Origin of the sequence: Mesorhizobium sp. M4B.F.Ca.ET.203.01.1.1, assembly GCF_004791025.1 — a bacterium.
In the GTDB taxonomy this organism is placed as follows: Bacteria; Pseudomonadota; Alphaproteobacteria; order Rhizobiales; family Rhizobiaceae; genus Mesorhizobium; species Mesorhizobium abyssinicae.
In genome coordinates this window covers 615,682-629,721 of record NZ_SRUO01000002.1, presented here as the reverse complement: position 1 = coordinate 629,721, position 14,040 = coordinate 615,682, and the positions used below count along the sequence as shown (strand labels likewise).

The following is a 14,040-nucleotide window of genomic DNA, read 5'->3' as shown; positions in this document are numbered from 1 at the left end:
TGACGAAGCCAGTTTTACTTTTGACACATTCGCTTGGTTTCTGCTTTCTTCCATCCGCCGTTGAGGACCCGCCGCTAGCCATGCCGGCGCAATGATAATGAGGACGACGATGCGTACCCTGATTGGCGCTGTTGCCGCCATGCTGATGATTTCCACCGCCGCCGCGTTCGCCGGCCAGACCGAGGGCCTGATCAAGAAGGTCGACAAGGACACGCTGACGCTGACGCTGGACGACGGCAAGTCCTACAAGCTCAACGCCGAAACCGATCTCGACGCGCTGCAGCCGGGCATGGACATCGTCATCGCCTTTGACGTGACCAATGGCGAGAATGTGGTCACCGACATGCAGCTGCCGGATAGCGACGCCAACTAAATCTAAGATGAGGCCGGCCTGATCTGAATTCGACAGGCTGCAGCCTTCACAGCCACTCCAGGCTCCGCCCTTGCAGCCGGAGCAGGCGGTCCTGAGGGATTTCCAGGCCCGCCGCCTCCTGTTTTGACACGCCCATGACGAAGCGGAAAAGGCAGCGCATCACGCCGCCATGGGTGACGCAGACCGTCTGCCGGTCGAGCGCGTCGAACCATGGCTTGATCCGCTCGAGCAGCATCTCATAGCTTTCCGCGCCCTCTCCGGGCGGCTGGAAATCCCATTTGGCCGAGCGGCGCCCGCGGGTCGATCCCGGAAGCCGGGCTTCGAGCTCACGAAACGTAAAACCCTGCCAGTCGCCGAAGCTCAATTCCACCAGACGCGGTTCTGTCCGGTAAGCGAGCGGGTCGAGCCCCATTGCCGCCCGCAGCAGTTCCATCGTTTCGCACGTGCGCCGCATCGGGCTGGCGACAAAGTCGAAATCCTCACCCTTGCCGATCATCGCGGCCAAGCGCCGGCCATTGCCAGTCGCCTGCTGGCGTCCAAGTGCATTGATGTCGGTATCGGCCTGACCCTGCAGGCGACGCTCGGTGTTCCATTGCGTCTGGCCGTGGCGCACGAGATAGACGAGCGGATACATCAGGTCTTCCGGAGGTCGGGCCAGGGTCTGGGCGGAGGGCCGGCGGAGAGAACTATTCCTTGACGGTCGAGATGTCGGGCGCGTCGACCGCCTTCATGCCGACGACGTGGTAGCCAGAATCGACGTGATGGACCTCGCCGGTAACGCCGCGCGACAGATCCGACAGGAAATAGACGCCGGAATCGCCGACCTCTTCCTGGGTGACCGTCTGCTTCAGCGGCGCGTTGTACTCGTTCCACTTCAGGATGTAGCGGAAGTCGCCGATGCCGGAGGCGGCAAGCGTCTTGATCGGGCCGGCGGAGATGGCGTTGACGCGGATCTTCTTGGCGCCGAGATCGACGGCGAGATAACGCACGCTCGCTTCCAGCGCCGCCTTTGCCACACCCATGACGTTGTAGTGCGGCATCACCTTTTCGGCGCCGTAATAGGTCAGCGTCAACAGCGAGCCGCCATCGGTCATCAGCGGCTCGGCGCGCTTGGCGATGGTGGTGAAAGAGAACACCGAGATGTCCATGGTGCGCAGGAAATTGTCGCGCGTCGTCTCGACATAACGGCCGGTCAATTCGTCCTTGTCGGAAAACGCGATGGCGTGGACGAGGAAGTCGAGCTTGCCCCAATGTTTGGCGATGTCTGCGAAGACGGCATCAAGGCTTGCCGGGTCGGTGACGTCGCAATGACCGGCGACATGGGCGTTGAGCTCCGCCGCCAGCGGCTCGACGCGCTTCTTGAAGGCTTCGCCCTGATAGGTCAGCGCGATCTCGGCGCCATGATCGACGCACGCCTTGGCGATGCCGAAGGCGATCGACCGATTGTTCGCAACGCCGAGGATCAGCCCGCGCTTGCCGGCCATCAGGCCCTGTCCACCCGCCATGTGAGCGTTCTCCGCAAGAATGTCTGCTTTGTGGAGAGCCTATCGCACAGGCACAGAGCCCCTTCAAGCGCTCAAAGCGGACTGTCCGGGGGAGAAAACTCCAAAGCTCAGCCCTTTTGGCGACGCATCAGCGCTTCCAGCTCGCTGTCGCCGCCCTCGGGCAGCATCAGCCTGACATGGACATAGAGATCGCCATGGCCGCCGGTTTTCTCCGGCAAACCCCTGCCTTTCAGCCGCAGCACCTTGTCGGAGCTCGACCATGCCGGGACATTGACCGCGAGGCGGCCGGTTGGTGTCTCGACCGCCACCTTGGCGCCCAGCACCGCGTCGGCCAGCGCCACCGGCAGATCGGCATGCAGGTCGCGACCCTCGACACGGTAGCGCGGATGGCGGCGGATATGGATCTTGACCAGCGCGTCGCCCGGCTGGCCCGGTCCCTGCTCGCCCTGGCCCTTCAGACGGATGGTCTGGCCGTCCTCGACATAGGCCGGCAGCTTCACCGCCATCTTGCGACCGTCGGGGAACATCGCCGTCACCTTGTCGGCGGTGGCGGCCTCCTCGATGGTGACGTCGAGCGTGACGTTGAGGTCGGCGGCCTGGACCGGCTGACGGCGGTCGCCGCTCCTGCCGGCGCCGCGGGCGCCGGAGAAGGCGTCGCCGAAGATTTGGCTGAAGATGTCGCTGTTGCCATCGAACGGATCGCCGCCCGGCCTGCCCGAGCGGAATTCGAAATGCGCGCCGCCCGGGCCTTGCTGTCGGCGAAAGCCTGCGAACGGGTCGCCACCGCCGGCAGCGCCCTCGAAACCCTGGAATTTCGGCTTGCCGTCGGCGTCGATCTCACCGCGATCGAATGCGGCGCGGTTTTTCTCGTCGCCGACGATCTCGTAGGCCTGGTTGGCGGCGGCAAAACGGTCCTTCGCCTTGGGATCATTCGGATTCTGGTCCGGATGATGCTTCTTGGCGAGCTTGCGGTACGCCGATTTTATGTCCTTCGCCGATGCGTTTTTGGCAACGCCCAGCACCTCATAGGGGTCGCGCATTAATCCTGCCTGCAAGAGAAAATGAGTTCATGGTCGCTTCCTATATGCGCTCGCATAGGAAGAAATTCCAGTGGCGCAAGACGCGATCGGCGACTGAATTCAGAGCGCCTTGAATTCCTGCATGTGCCAGCCGCCGGCGGCGGCCATGCAGAGCTGGCCCTTGAACAGCGACACGCCGTCGAAACTCTCGCGCGAGGCGGTGAAGCGGCGGCAGGTCAGGCCGGCGTCCTTCAGTTCGACCATTTCAGTGATCGAGCCGCGCGACCCGGTGCCGACATTCGCCCATGGCACCCCCTGGCCGCCAAGTTCCCGGATGTCGGCCGATGAGACGGCATTGCCGATGGTGGTCTGATCCGAGTCCTCATCGCCGCTCGCCGGCGCGGCGGGCGAGGAAGGCGCGCTGGCGGTGACGATCGAGCGGTCGATTTCCGCCTTCTCCAGACTGAAGCCGCCGGCGCCGCAAGCGGCTAGCGGCAGGGCCATGGCCGCGACCATCAGCCTGACGCTGGCCGAAGCGATAACGCCCCTTTGCCTGCTGTCAAAAGCTTGCATGATGCGCGACAACAGGCAATGTCCTCCGGCTACGGTAAGAATTTGGAAAACTATGAGCGAAACTGAGTTAACAACGAGTGACTTTACCGAAGCAGCCGAGCCGTTCCGGCTGTTTGCCGCCTGGTTGGAGGACGCGACCAGGAGCGAGCCCAACGACCCCAACGGCGTGGCGCTGGCGACCGTCGATGCCGATGGCATGCCTGACGTGCGGATGGTGCTGCTGAAAGGGTTCGATGAAGGCGGTTTCGTCTTCTACACGAATTTCGAAAGCGCCAAGGGCCGCGAGATTCTTGGCAGCATGAAGGCGGCGATGTGCTTCCACTGGAAGTCGCTGCGCCGGCAGGTGCGCGTGCGCGGCCCGGTGGAGATCGTCAGCGACGCCGAGGCCGACGCCTATTACGCGACGCGGCCGCGCGGCAGCCGCATCGGCGCCTGGGCCTCGAAACAGTCACGGCCGCTGGAAAGCCGCTTCGCGCTGGAGAAGGCGGTGGCCGAATACACCGCGCGTTACCCGATCGGCGAGATCCCTCGGCCAAAACACTGGTCGGGCTTCCGCATCGTGCCGCAGTCGATCGAGTTCTGGCACGACCGGCCGTTCCGCCTGCATGACCGGCTGGTCTTCTCGCGCAACGCGGAAGGCGGCTGGGACAAGGCGCGGCTCTATCCCTAGCTGGATGCGCCGGAGATCAATCCTTCTCTAGTTGGAAGAACAGGAAATGCGGCCTCTCGCTGGCGAGGCCGACCGCCGGGCGTATCGTCTTGGTCGCCTGCCTCGGCACCAGGAACGTCTCACGCAAATTCAACGTATCGCCGCGTCTGGCGCCGGAGAAGATCGCCGACACGCAGGTGTGGACATCGCCCGGCGCTTTCAGCGACACCGCCGATGTCGGCGACCAGCGCCGGCCTTCGGCATCGATCAGCATCACCTTGCACCCAAGCCAGAGTTTCTGGAGATCGGGATCGCCAACCTTTACGGAGAAGTCGGCCAGCACCGGCACCGAATCCGGCGGCAGGCTCGACATGCCGAAGGCGCCGCGCAGATCGGTCAGTTTCCAGTCGCTGCCACCGAAATGCGCGCTCTGTCCCCAGGCGACCTGGCGCGGAAACAGATCCTCGCCGCCCAGCAGCGTCTTGACGCTGTCATAGGCCTGCCCGGCCAGTGCCAGCGGAACGAGCAGGAGGAGAGCCCAAAGGCTGCGGCGACGCCATTTCCGTTCGCCCTGCCCGCTCTCCCAATCCAGACTCCTTGCCGTCATTTGGCGCCATCCCCTTCAGATCGGCTGCGTCAGATCGAGCGTGTCGACAGTCTCGGCGGGCAAGCCGTCAGCTCCGGCAGCAACCGGCCCGAGCGAGATCTCGGCCTGCGAGTCGAGCGCCGACATCAGTTTCTCGGAGATCAGCAATGTGGCATTGCTCACCTCGTCCGGCCGTACTTCGAAGATCAGCCTCGCCTTTTTCGGCAGGCCGGGATCGATGGCCACGGGAAGCAGGCCATCGGCAAAGGACAGCCGTTCGGTCTGGTCATAGGCGAGGCCCGTAGGACCGCGCCAGGAAGCGACCGCTACCGTCGTCGATTGCGCACTTGCCGCAAACTCGACCGTCACCACCGCCCAGATGCCGCCAGTCGTGAACACTTTGGTCTGGCCATATCTGTCGACCTTCAGGTTGCGCGAGAAGGCCACCTTTGCGGCGCGCGCCTCGAAGCCGCGCCCGACAACCGCATCGCCCAGCTTGCCGTAGGCCGGGATCGGTCCGATCAGTTCGGCATAGTGCGGCTTCGACACTTGCAGGCCGTAACAGAGGGCGGTCGCGAGGAGCAGCAGGATGACGTTGGCCATCTTCCGCATCATGGCTGGACCTGCGCCTTGTCCGGCCCGGCACCGACCGCAAGCGTCAGCGTGCCGATCGGCGTCGGATTGAACCAGCCGGGCAACCCGTAGAGGTTGTCACGCTGCTTATAGGTCTTGCCGATGACCATCAGGTCGAAGCTCGTCGGCGACACCACGCCAGGCTGCATTTCCCAGATGTAGGCCATGCGCTCCGGCATGCCGGGATGCAGTTCCGGCGACAGCGTCGAGTCGCGCATCAGCACGATGAAAGGCTTTGTCGCGGCATCGACCGCTGTTTGGCTCGCTCGCAGGATCTCGAAATAATCCTTCGAGGACTTTGCCGTGCGGTTGGTCATTTCGACTTCGAGGACGAGCGCTTTCCCGCCAGGCTTGAGCGGCGCGCCATAAGCATGCTTCCCGTCGGTGACGTAGGCCTTCAATGGTTGCAGCAGCCACTGGCCGGTTTCGATCCGACTGGTTTGCGCCAGAACGGGCATCGGCTCGTGCCTTGCGCCGAAGGCGCCCAGGACACCGGCAACGGCAATCGCCGCCGCGGTGCCGATACCGGCAACGATCCCGGCTTTCAGACGCGAGCGGGCGGCCTCAAGCATTTTGCGCCTCGACTTCCGCCGCGCCTTTCGGACCGGTGGGCTGCGCGCCTCCACTGGTCTGGCGCTTCGGCAACGCGAATGCGGTTTCGAGGATCGCGGCGAGGAAGCAGATGCGCAGCGGCTCGACGAGGATGCCGGTCGATGAGTCCTGGAACGGACTGCCGAACAGCAAGGAAACGCCATGCGAGAGAACCTGCCAGGTGTCGAGCTCATGCGGGCCGATGAGGCGCGTCGTGCCCAGCCACGCCCAGGCGGCAAGCCAGTCGACCAGCCGGTAGCCGACGATCAGCGTGACGACCAGCACAACGCCCGAGCTCAGCGTGATGCGCACACCGTTGGCGATCGGCAGATAGCGCGAGCGATAGCCGCTGATGAAGTGTTCGACGAAATCGCGAAGGAATTTCGGAATGGTGCTGTAGCGCGCGCCCAGGCGTTCGACGCGCTGATGCGCGCGCATCAGTTCCTTGTCGTCACGCACGTCGTAGCCGTAGATGAGCGCGGCCAGCACCAGCCAGATCACCGGCAGCAGCATATAGAAGAACAGGTTCACCAGCCTGGCCGTCGTGTCGACGGACGTGACCTCGACGGGAACCATGGGATCGGCGAAGGCGCTTGCGATGGGAGCGGCCATGCCGTCCGCCGCGGCCTGCAGGACGGAAAAGATGTTGCGGCTCATCAACCAGCCGACGACGTCGTCCTTCCAGCGCGAGATGACGTAGAGTCCGATGAAAATCCAGTTTGTCTCGCAGATCACCACGACGATCTGCCAGAAGGAGCGCGCCTCGCCGCGCTTCTGCATTGCGTTGGCGAAGCGCCGGATCAACCATGAGATCGCGACGGACAGGACAAGCCATCGCGAATCCAGCACATCGAGCACGTTCCCCGCGCTTTCGCCGAACGGCGCCATGTCGAGCGTGACGCGCGAATATTGCCGCACCGTGTCGCCCAGGAACCCCCAGGCCGCGTAGTAGGCGAAGAACGGCAGCAGCGCGACGGTGACCATGCGCGCCAGCCGCGCGCCTCCGCTGGGCACCTCGCCGGAAGCTTCGCTGCGTGCCGCCTGCTGCGCGGCACGTGTCGCCGGCAGGGCAGGCAGCAGCGTCTGGAACATGGCGACGGTGACGGTGAGCTGCGTCAGGGCGACCAACGTCAGCAGCGCAAGCCCCGCCATGTGGTTGAGGAAGGCGGCGCGGGCGGCGATCTGCATGAACAGGTCACCGAACACGATGCCCAGCAGCACCATGGCGACCAGTTGCGGCCAGAAGCGCCACCAGAGTTTTAGGGTCAGCGCCAGCGGCTTTGCGGCATCGGCAAACATGTCGGACGCTCAATCCGTCAAATGCATGCCCCAGATCGTTTCGGAAGGTTGCGTCTTGGCAGCGATGTTGCGGGCCATGTCCTCTCCACCGACCAGGCCCCCGCCCCGTCGGTTCGTGGGATAGGACGCGAGAACCGCGGTGTACAGATCAAAAATCGCGTTTGACGCGAGTTTCGCGTGAAGCCGCCACAACCTGACAGTGTCGTGGATCAGCTCGCTTTCTTGCGCGTCATGAAGGCGGTGAGCGCGGCGCGCGCTTCCTCGGATTTCAGGCGCTCGCGGAAATGCTCGCTTTCGACCTTGATGCGGGCGACGAGATCGTCGCGCGAGCCGCGCATCAGGTCGCGCGCGATCTTCAGCGCCTGCGGCGGCTTGGCGGCGATCTCGTTGGCAGCGGCCAGAACCGCGGCTTCCAGCGCGCCTTCCTCGACGACGTCGTAGATCAGGCCGGCGGCTTTCGCACGCTCGGCTGAGAAAGCTTCGCCGAGACCGAGCAGGGCGAAGGCGCCCTGCTGGCCGAGGATCCGCGGCGCGAGCAGGCTGGAGCCCGCCTCAGGCACCAGGCCGAGGTCGACGAAAGGCGTGCGGAAGATGGTGCGCGGTGTGGCGAAGGTCAGGTCGCAATGAAGATTGAGCGTCGTGCCGATGCCGACCGCGATGCCGTCGACGCCCGACACCATCGGCTTTTCAACCTTGGCCAGCGCCATCAGGAAATCCCAGACCTCGGTGCCGCCTTCGCCGCCGGTGGCGATGACCAGGAAGTCGGCAAGGTCGTTGCCGGAAGAAAAGGCGCCGGGGACGCCGAGGAAGACATGCACGCGCACCGCCGGATCGGCGTCGCCCTCGGCCAGGGCTGCCGACATCTTCGCATACATGGCGCGGGTCAGCGCGTTCTTCTTGTCAGGCCGGTTCATGCGGATGATCTGCACGGCGCTCTGGCGCTCGACGAGGATGTGGTCTGTCACGGTCAGTTCCTTCGCATGTCAGGATGCTCTAGGCGGAAATCAGTGCCTTGCCTGCGGCGGCGAGGCTTTCGGACCCGTCGATGACGCGTTCCTTCAAGGCGCGCGTCTCGCCGAGCAGGTTTTCGGCAAAGAAGCGGCAGAGCGCGATGCGGCCGCGATCGGCAAGCCCACCCTGCGCCAGATAGGCGCCGCCGGCGGCAAGCGAGATCAGACGCAGATAAGGCGTGGCCCCGGCCATGGCGGCATCAGCCTTGCCATCGGCCATCAGCGTCTGCAGGAAGCGTGTCGCCTCGTCGAGATCGGTAAGCGCCCTATCGAGATTGTCCGCGGTGCGGCCGAAGCCTTCGATGTTGGACGTACGCACCGCGTCCGCCATCGCTTTCAACTCGCCAATGTACTGATGCACATGTTCGCCGCCGCCGAGCGGCAGCTTGCGCGCCACCAGGTCGATCGCCTGGATGCCATTGGTACCTTCGTAGATCGGCGCGATGCGAGCGTCACGGTAGAGCGCGGCCGCGCCTGTCTCCTCGATGAAGCCCATGCCGCCATGCACCTGGACGCCCAAGGAGGCGACCTCGACGCCGACATCGGTCGAAAAGGCTTTTGCCAGCGGCGTCAAAAGATTGGCGCGATCGCGCCAATTGGCGGCGGGCTCACCTTCGCCGACGCGAGCGCGGTCGAGGGCATGGGCGCAAGAATAGCTGATGGCGCGCGCGATCTGGGTCAGCGCCTTCATGGTGAGCAGATTGCGCTGCACGTCGGGGTGATGGACGATCGGCGCCATGCCGGAGCCTGAATAGTCCGACGCCTTGCCCTGGCGACGCTCGTTGGCGTAGGCGATCGCTTTCTGCGTCGCTGTCTCGGCCACCGCAACGCCTTGCATGCCGACGGCAAGCCTCGCATTGTTCATCATGGTGAACATGCAGGCCAGGCCCTTGTTCTCCTCGCCGATCAGCCAGCCGATGGCACCGGGAGTCGTGCCCTGAAAACCGTCGCCATAGATCATGGTGCAGGTCGGCGAGGCGTGGATGCCGAGCTTGTGCTCGAGGCCGGAGCAGAAAACGTCGTTGCGGGCGCCGAGAGCGCCATCGTCGCCGACCAGGAATTTCGGCACCAGGAACAGCGAAATGCCGCGCGTGCCGGCCGGCGCGTCGGACAGCCGCGCCAGCACCAGATGGACGATGTTGTCGGTGAAGTCGTGCTCGCCATAGGTGATGAAGATCTTCTGGCCGAAGATGCGGTAGGTGCCGTCACCGGCAGGTTCGGCGCGCGTGCGCAGCGCGGCGAGGTCGGAACCCGCCTGCGGCTCGGTCAGGTTCATCGTGCCCATCCACTCGCCGGAAACGAGCTTGGCCAGATATTTTTCCTTCAGTGCCTCGGAGGCGTGCTTGTCGAGCGCCTCGACCGCGCCCATGCTCAGCGTCGGGCCGATGCCGAAAGCCATGGCGGCGGAGTTCCACATTTCGAGCGCGGCGACGGCCAGCATGGTCGGCAGGCCCTGGCCGCCGAATTCCTCCGGCCCTGACAGCGCGTTCCAGCCGCCGTCGATCCAGCGCCGGTAGAGTTCCTTCCAGCCGGGGGGCATGGTGACGGCCGCGTCCCGCAGCACCGCGCCATGCTCGTCGCCGATCTTGTAGAGCGGCGCCACCTCCTCGCTGGCGAAGCGGCCGGCTTCGGCCAGGATGGCGTCGACAATATCCTCGCCGAGATCGCCGAACGTGCCGGCGTCCAGCGCAGGCTTGAGACCGGCGACATGCTTCAGCGTGAACGAAATGTCCTTGACGGGTGCCTTATACATGCCGCTTGCTCCTCCGCTGCCTCAGCCGCTTGATCGTAGGACTCTGGCCGATGCAAAACCATCCGCCTTTGGGCGGCCTCCAATCTTCTTTTTACGTAAACGTCAAACTTTGTCACGTGGATTTTGCAATCGCAACGACACCCCGCAGCAGCCCAGCGGCCCGATGGGTTCGATGTTTCGTCGCTCTTTTGCCGCAAAGAGTCTCATTGGTTTTGAAAGCACTTCCTTAACCATAGCGGTTCAGGATCGATGCCTGGTCAGTGGGGACAACCCTGATTGAAAGAGCCGGCGCGCCCTCTTCGCCGCCTGGCACTTCTCGCGGCTGCGATGGTGCTCGGCACGGCGGCACAGGCCTCGGATTTCTCCGAGCCGTGGAAGAACGCTGACCGCGCGCTGGTCATCGACGCCTACGAATACAATTCCATCGACTGGGCCGAGCTTGCCACCGACAAGCGCATCGTCGGTTTCATCAACAAGGCCTCCGACGGGCTGCCGCCGGCCTATTTCTGTTCGGGCGACGAGACCGAGGTCCGGCTCTGCAAGGCGTTGTGGAAGCGCTTCGCGGTGACGCGCGAACTGTTTCAGACGCGCAAGGTGGTGGCCAAGGCGCTCGGCCTGAAATGGGGCGCCTATCACCTTGCCCGCCCCGGCAACCCGGTCGAGCAGGCCAATAACTTCATCGATTTCGCCGAACCGGCGCCGGACGACCTCGTTGCCCTCGATATCGAAGGCAACGATCCGACGCAGTGGATGTCGCTGGAGGATGCCGAGGAGTTCGTGCGCCAGGTGCATCGGCGCCTTGGCCGCTTCCCGGTGCTCTACACCAACGGCAGGACTGCGCAATTTATCGCCGACAACCGCTATCAGTACCGGCTCCTGTCGCGGCTGCCGCTCTGGTATGCGCGCTACAAGCCCGACATCGAGGTGCATTTTCCGATGGGCAACTGGCAGGGCTACGCACTCTGGCAGTTTTCGGCACACACCAATTGCGGCCGCTTCAAATGCCCCTACCGCGTGCCGGGCACGCCCAACGACATCGACGTCTCCGTCGCACCGATGAATGCCGACCGGTTGCGCCAGCAATGGGCCTTTGGCGGCCTGATCGACGTGCCGTCCGACTATCTCGCCTCGATCCCGGTGCCGGTCTCGCGCGAGGCCGGGCTCGCCGGCAAATTCACCATCACCTATGCCGATGTCGCGACGCCGCCGACCTTCGAGGAAATGGTCTCGGTGCTCGGCCAGCGCTGGGAGAAATTCCGCGACGGCTTCAGCATGCCGGTGGTGAAGACGGTGCCACGGCGGCCGCGCTTCGGCATTGCCGAATATGTTGCCTGGAAGCGCACCGAGCAGCGCTCGCCCTTGCAGCTCGAGGCCGCCTTCGCGGCGGCCGATCCCGTGAGCACCGCTTCGACCGCGATCGACCGCAGGCGGCGCTGAGCAACCGGCAACCGGGTCAGCGATGATTTCCCAGGCTGGCATACATGCCAGTGGTGCGAAATTGCGTCGGGGTCGTGCCGTAGGAACGGCGAAAAACCTTGGAGAAGTAATTCGCGTCCTCGAAGCCGCACAGGACGGCGACCTCCTTGACCGGCAGGAAATCCGCTTTGGTCAGCAGTTTTGCCGCGCGCTGCAACCGCTGCTGCAAGACGAATTCGGCGGGCGGGATGCCTTCGCTCTCGGCGAAGCAGCGCGAGAAGTGCGCGCGGCTGAGGCCACTGATGTGGACGAGGTCCGCCACCGGCAGCGGCTTGTCGAGATTGGCGTTGATGTGGTCGATCACCGGCTGCATGGCGCTTTGTTTTTCCGCGAAGGCGTGCGACCCGAAAACATCGTCGTAAAGGGCCATGGCAGCTTCGTAGGCGACGGCGGAAGCGGCACCCGGCGAACCGGCCCCCGTGATGAGGCGCAGGCTGCAGTCGGCAAGATGGTCGATCGTCGTTGGCTGCAGCCGAAACACAGGGCCCGAGACGCTTAGGATCGATTTGTGGATGCGCAGCGCCTCCTCGCCGTTCATCGAGATCCAGAAATATTCCCAGCGATCACCCTTGGCCAGCCAGTAGCGATGGTTGTGCGGCACCAGCACCAGCAGCGTGTCGTTCGCCTGCAGGCGGTAGTTGCGGCTCTCGTAGCGCAATTGCCCGGTGCCGCCGATCGTGTGCTGGAGGACGGTGAACGGGGTCTGGCCGCGCTTTCGCCCGTCCCAGTCATAGGTTTCGTCCTCGCGCACCTCATAGCCGGTGCTGGTCGGCATGGCATGGAGGCGCTGGCGGCCACGCGGCAGCGAGACCGTCCGCATCGATGGCCCGTTGGCGATCAGGTCCTGCAGCACAAAATTACCCTCGAAAGCATAATCCTTCTCTGTTCGTGCCTACGAATAAGCGCATAATCCAGCTCCAGAGAACGGGAATGACCCGCGGTCGAGGAGCGGGCGGGAGGAGAAAAGGCCGGATTTCCGGCCTGAGTGGCATGCACGCCATGGCGTGCGGCCATACCCTCCCTTGCTGCTCCTTGCCTAGCATTCGATTGGACCAAGGTGAAGGTGATGAGCTTCAAAATCGCTATTATTGGCGCCGGCAGCGTCGGATTCACCAAGAAGCTGTTCACCGACATTCTGTGTGTCCCCGAATTCAGCGACATCGAATTCGCGCTGACCGACGTCAGCGAGCACAATCTCGGCATGATCAAGGCTATCCTCGACAGGATCGTGGAAGCGAACAGGTTGCCGACCAAGGTGACGGCAACGACCGACCGGCGCAAGGCGATCGAGGGCGCGCGCTACATTATCAGCTGCGTGCGCGTCGGCGGCCTGGAGGCCTATGCCGACGACATCCGCATTCCGCTTAAATATGGCATCGACCAGTGCGTCGGCGACACGATCTGCGCCGGCGGCATCCTCTACGGCCAGCGCAACATCCCGGTGATCCTCGATTTCTGTAAGGACATAAGCGAGGTGGCCGACACGAACGCCAAATTCCTCAACTATGCCAATCCGATGGCGATGAACACCTGGGCCGCGATCGAGTATGGCAAGGTCGACACGGTCGGGCTCTGCCACGGCGTGCAGCACGGCGCCGAGCAGATTGCCGAGGTGCTGGGAGCGAAATCGCCCGGGGAACTCGACTATGTCTGTTCTGGCATCAACCACCAGACCTGGTTCATCGAATTGCGCCTCAACGGCCGCCCGATCGGCAAGGACGAACTGGTCGCCGCCTTCGAGGCGCACCCGGTCTATTCGAAGCAGGAAAAGCTGCGCATCGACGTGCTGAAGCGCTTCGGCGTCTATTCGACCGAAAGCAACGGGCATCTTTCCGAGTATCTGCCCTGGTACCGCAAGCGCCCCGACGAGATCACGCGCTGGATCGACATGTCCGACTGGATCCACGGCGAGACTGGCGGCTACCTGCGCTACTCGACCGAGACCCGCAACTGGTTCGAAACGGAATATCCGCAATTCCTTGAAGCGGCGTCGAAGCCGATCGACCCGGCCAAGCGCTCCAACGAGCACGCCAGCCACATCCTCGAGGCGCTGGAGACGAACCGCGTCTATCGCGGCCATTTCAACGTCAAGAACAACGGCGTGATCACCAATCTGCCGCAGGACGCCATCATCGAGTCGCCCGGCTTCGTCGATCGGTTCGGCATCAACATGGCCGCCGGCATCACGTTGCCGGAGGCCTGCGCCGCCACCTGCATCTCCTCGATCAACGTCCAGCGCATGTCGGTGCATGCCGCGATATCAGGCGACATCGACCTCTTGAAGCTCGCCGTACTGCATGACCCGCTGGTCGGCGCGGTTTCGACGCCGGAGGAGGTCTGGCAGATGGTGGACGAGATGGTCGTCGCCCAGGCCGCCTGGCTGCCGCAATATGCCCATGCGGTTCCGGCAGCAAAGGAGCGGCTTTCGAAATCCAAGGTCAAGACCCGCGAATGGGCCGGTGCCGCGCGCCGCAGTGTGCGCTCGATCGAGGAATTGCGCGCCGAGAAGGCGGCACTGAAACAGGCCGGCTGAGACAGTCAGGCACCAACGCGGATCCGCCGCACGGCGGTCC

The 14,040-nt window shown here is 64.0% G+C and carries 15 protein-coding genes; 4 read left to right on the top strand and 11 right to left on the bottom strand.

What is annotated here, in order from left to right:
- The first annotated feature begins 109 nt into the window (after window positions 1–109).
- A complete protein-coding gene (locus EN846_RS06310) occupies window positions 110–373 on the top strand; it encodes a DUF1344 domain-containing protein (protein ID WP_127282525.1) in 264 nt (87 codons plus the stop codon).
- Between the two features lie 46 nt (window positions 374–419).
- Here the strand turns inward: EN846_RS06310 and EN846_RS06305 are convergent, their stop codons facing one another.
- The 4 genes from EN846_RS06305 to EN846_RS06290 form a co-directional block, all read right to left on the bottom strand.
- Entirely contained in the window at window positions 420–1,007 is a 588-nt protein-coding gene (locus tag EN846_RS06305) for a histidine phosphatase family protein (RefSeq protein ID WP_127282526.1), read from the bottom strand.
- A 52-nt stretch (window positions 1,008–1,059) separates the two neighbouring features.
- Window positions 1,060–1,878, bottom strand: coding sequence for an enoyl-ACP reductase FabI (fabI, locus tag EN846_RS06300; protein ID WP_127282527.1), 819 nt, complete (start codon window positions 1,876–1,878; stop codon window positions 1,060–1,062).
- Window positions 1,879–1,985: 107 nt separating this feature from the next.
- Complete coding sequence (locus EN846_RS06295; RefSeq protein ID WP_127391317.1) at window positions 1,986–2,918, bottom strand: J domain-containing protein; 933 nt, start codon at window positions 2,916–2,918, stop codon at window positions 1,986–1,988.
- A 99-nt stretch (window positions 2,919–3,017) separates the two neighbouring features.
- The gene (locus tag EN846_RS06290; RefSeq protein ID WP_127283566.1) at window positions 3,018–3,482 is read right to left on the bottom strand and encodes an RT0821/Lpp0805 family surface protein; all 465 of its coding nucleotides are present in this window, start codon (window positions 3,480–3,482) and stop codon (window positions 3,018–3,020) included.
- 40 nt (window positions 3,483–3,522) lie between these two features.
- Between EN846_RS06290 and pdxH the strand changes: the two genes are divergently transcribed.
- Window positions 3,523–4,140 (top strand): pyridoxamine 5'-phosphate oxidase, encoded by a 618-nt coding sequence (gene pdxH / locus EN846_RS06285; RefSeq protein ID WP_127283565.1) that lies wholly within the window; start codon window positions 3,523–3,525, stop codon window positions 4,138–4,140.
- A gap of 16 nt (window positions 4,141–4,156) precedes the next feature.
- On the opposite strand, the gene EN846_RS06280 is transcribed toward pdxH, so the two are convergent.
- The 6 genes from EN846_RS06280 to EN846_RS06255 form a co-directional block, all read right to left on the bottom strand.
- Window positions 4,157–4,726: a hypothetical protein gene (locus EN846_RS06280; RefSeq protein ID WP_127391318.1), complete on the bottom strand. Its 570-nt coding sequence runs from the start codon at window positions 4,724–4,726 to the stop codon at window positions 4,157–4,159.
- Window positions 4,727–4,741: 15 nt separating this feature from the next.
- Window positions 4,742–5,320, bottom strand: coding sequence for a hypothetical protein (locus tag EN846_RS06275; RefSeq protein WP_127391319.1), 579 nt, complete (start codon window positions 5,318–5,320; stop codon window positions 4,742–4,744).
- Window positions 5,317–5,910 (bottom strand): hypothetical protein, encoded by a 594-nt coding sequence (locus tag EN846_RS06270; protein ID WP_127391320.1) that lies wholly within the window; start codon window positions 5,908–5,910, stop codon window positions 5,317–5,319. Before EN846_RS06270 ends, EN846_RS06275 begins: the two co-directional genes overlap by 4 nt.
- Entirely contained in the window at window positions 5,903–7,228 is a 1,326-nt protein-coding gene (locus EN846_RS06265) for a hypothetical protein (RefSeq protein ID WP_127391321.1), read from the bottom strand. The genes EN846_RS06270 and EN846_RS06265 overlap by 8 nt, the downstream gene beginning before the upstream one ends.
- A 209-nt stretch (window positions 7,229–7,437) precedes the next feature.
- Window positions 7,438–8,193: a crotonase/enoyl-CoA hydratase family protein gene (locus EN846_RS06260; protein ID WP_127391322.1), complete on the bottom strand. Its 756-nt coding sequence runs from the start codon at window positions 8,191–8,193 to the stop codon at window positions 7,438–7,440.
- 28 nt (window positions 8,194–8,221) lie between these two features.
- Window positions 8,222–9,991, bottom strand: coding sequence for an acyl-CoA dehydrogenase (locus tag EN846_RS06255; protein ID WP_127310176.1), 1,770 nt, complete (start codon window positions 9,989–9,991; stop codon window positions 8,222–8,224).
- A gap of 327 nt (window positions 9,992–10,318) precedes the next feature.
- On the opposite strand from EN846_RS06255, the gene EN846_RS06250 reads away from it, so the two are divergent.
- Complete coding sequence (locus EN846_RS06250) at window positions 10,319–11,428, top strand: glycoside hydrolase family 25 protein (protein WP_127310181.1); 1,110 nt, start codon at window positions 10,319–10,321, stop codon at window positions 11,426–11,428.
- Between the two features lie 16 nt (window positions 11,429–11,444).
- On the opposite strand, the gene EN846_RS06245 is transcribed toward EN846_RS06250, so the two are convergent.
- Window positions 11,445–12,287: an AraC family transcriptional regulator gene (locus tag EN846_RS06245; protein ID WP_127283568.1), complete on the bottom strand. Its 843-nt coding sequence runs from the start codon at window positions 12,285–12,287 to the stop codon at window positions 11,445–11,447.
- A 246-nt stretch (window positions 12,288–12,533) separates the two neighbouring features.
- Between EN846_RS06245 and EN846_RS06240 the strand changes: the two genes are divergently transcribed.
- Entirely contained in the window at window positions 12,534–14,000 is a 1,467-nt protein-coding gene (locus tag EN846_RS06240; RefSeq protein WP_127283558.1) for an alpha-glucosidase/alpha-galactosidase, read from the top strand.
- Window positions 14,001–14,040 lie beyond the last annotated feature (40 nt).

Excerpts from the sequence above, each read along its gene's own strand:
- EN846_RS06310 (WP_127282525.1), top strand. The coding sequence starts at position 110 with ATGCGTACCCTGATTGGCGCTGTTGCCGCCATGCTGATGATTTCCACC.
- EN846_RS06305 (WP_127282526.1), bottom strand. The coding sequence starts at position 1,007 with ATGTATCCGCTCGTCTATCTCGTGCGCCACGGCCAGACGCAATGGAAC.
- fabI (WP_127282527.1), bottom strand. The coding sequence starts at position 1,878 with ATGGCGGGTGGACAGGGCCTGATGGCCGGCAAGCGCGGGCTGATCCTC.
- EN846_RS06295 (WP_127391317.1), bottom strand. The coding sequence starts at position 2,918 with ATGCGCGACCCCTATGAGGTGCTGGGCGTTGCCAAAAACGCATCGGCG.
- pdxH (WP_127283565.1), top strand. The coding sequence starts at position 3,523 with ATGAGCGAAACTGAGTTAACAACGAGTGACTTTACCGAAGCAGCCGAG.
- EN846_RS06280 (WP_127391318.1), bottom strand. The coding sequence starts at position 4,726 with ATGACGGCAAGGAGTCTGGATTGGGAGAGCGGGCAGGGCGAACGGAAA.
- EN846_RS06275 (WP_127391319.1), bottom strand. The coding sequence starts at position 5,320 with ATGATGCGGAAGATGGCCAACGTCATCCTGCTGCTCCTCGCGACCGCC.
- EN846_RS06270 (WP_127391320.1), bottom strand. The coding sequence starts at position 5,910 with ATGCTTGAGGCCGCCCGCTCGCGTCTGAAAGCCGGGATCGTTGCCGGT.
- EN846_RS06265 (WP_127391321.1), bottom strand. The coding sequence starts at position 7,228 with ATGTTTGCCGATGCCGCAAAGCCGCTGGCGCTGACCCTAAAACTCTGG.
- EN846_RS06255 (WP_127310176.1), bottom strand. The coding sequence starts at position 9,991 with ATGTATAAGGCACCCGTCAAGGACATTTCGTTCACGCTGAAGCATGTC.
- EN846_RS06250 (WP_127310181.1), top strand. The coding sequence starts at position 10,319 with ATGGTGCTCGGCACGGCGGCACAGGCCTCGGATTTCTCCGAGCCGTGG.
- EN846_RS06245 (WP_127283568.1), bottom strand. The coding sequence starts at position 12,287 with ATGCGGACGGTCTCGCTGCCGCGTGGCCGCCAGCGCCTCCATGCCATG.
- EN846_RS06240 (WP_127283558.1), top strand. The coding sequence starts at position 12,534 with ATGAGCTTCAAAATCGCTATTATTGGCGCCGGCAGCGTCGGATTCACC.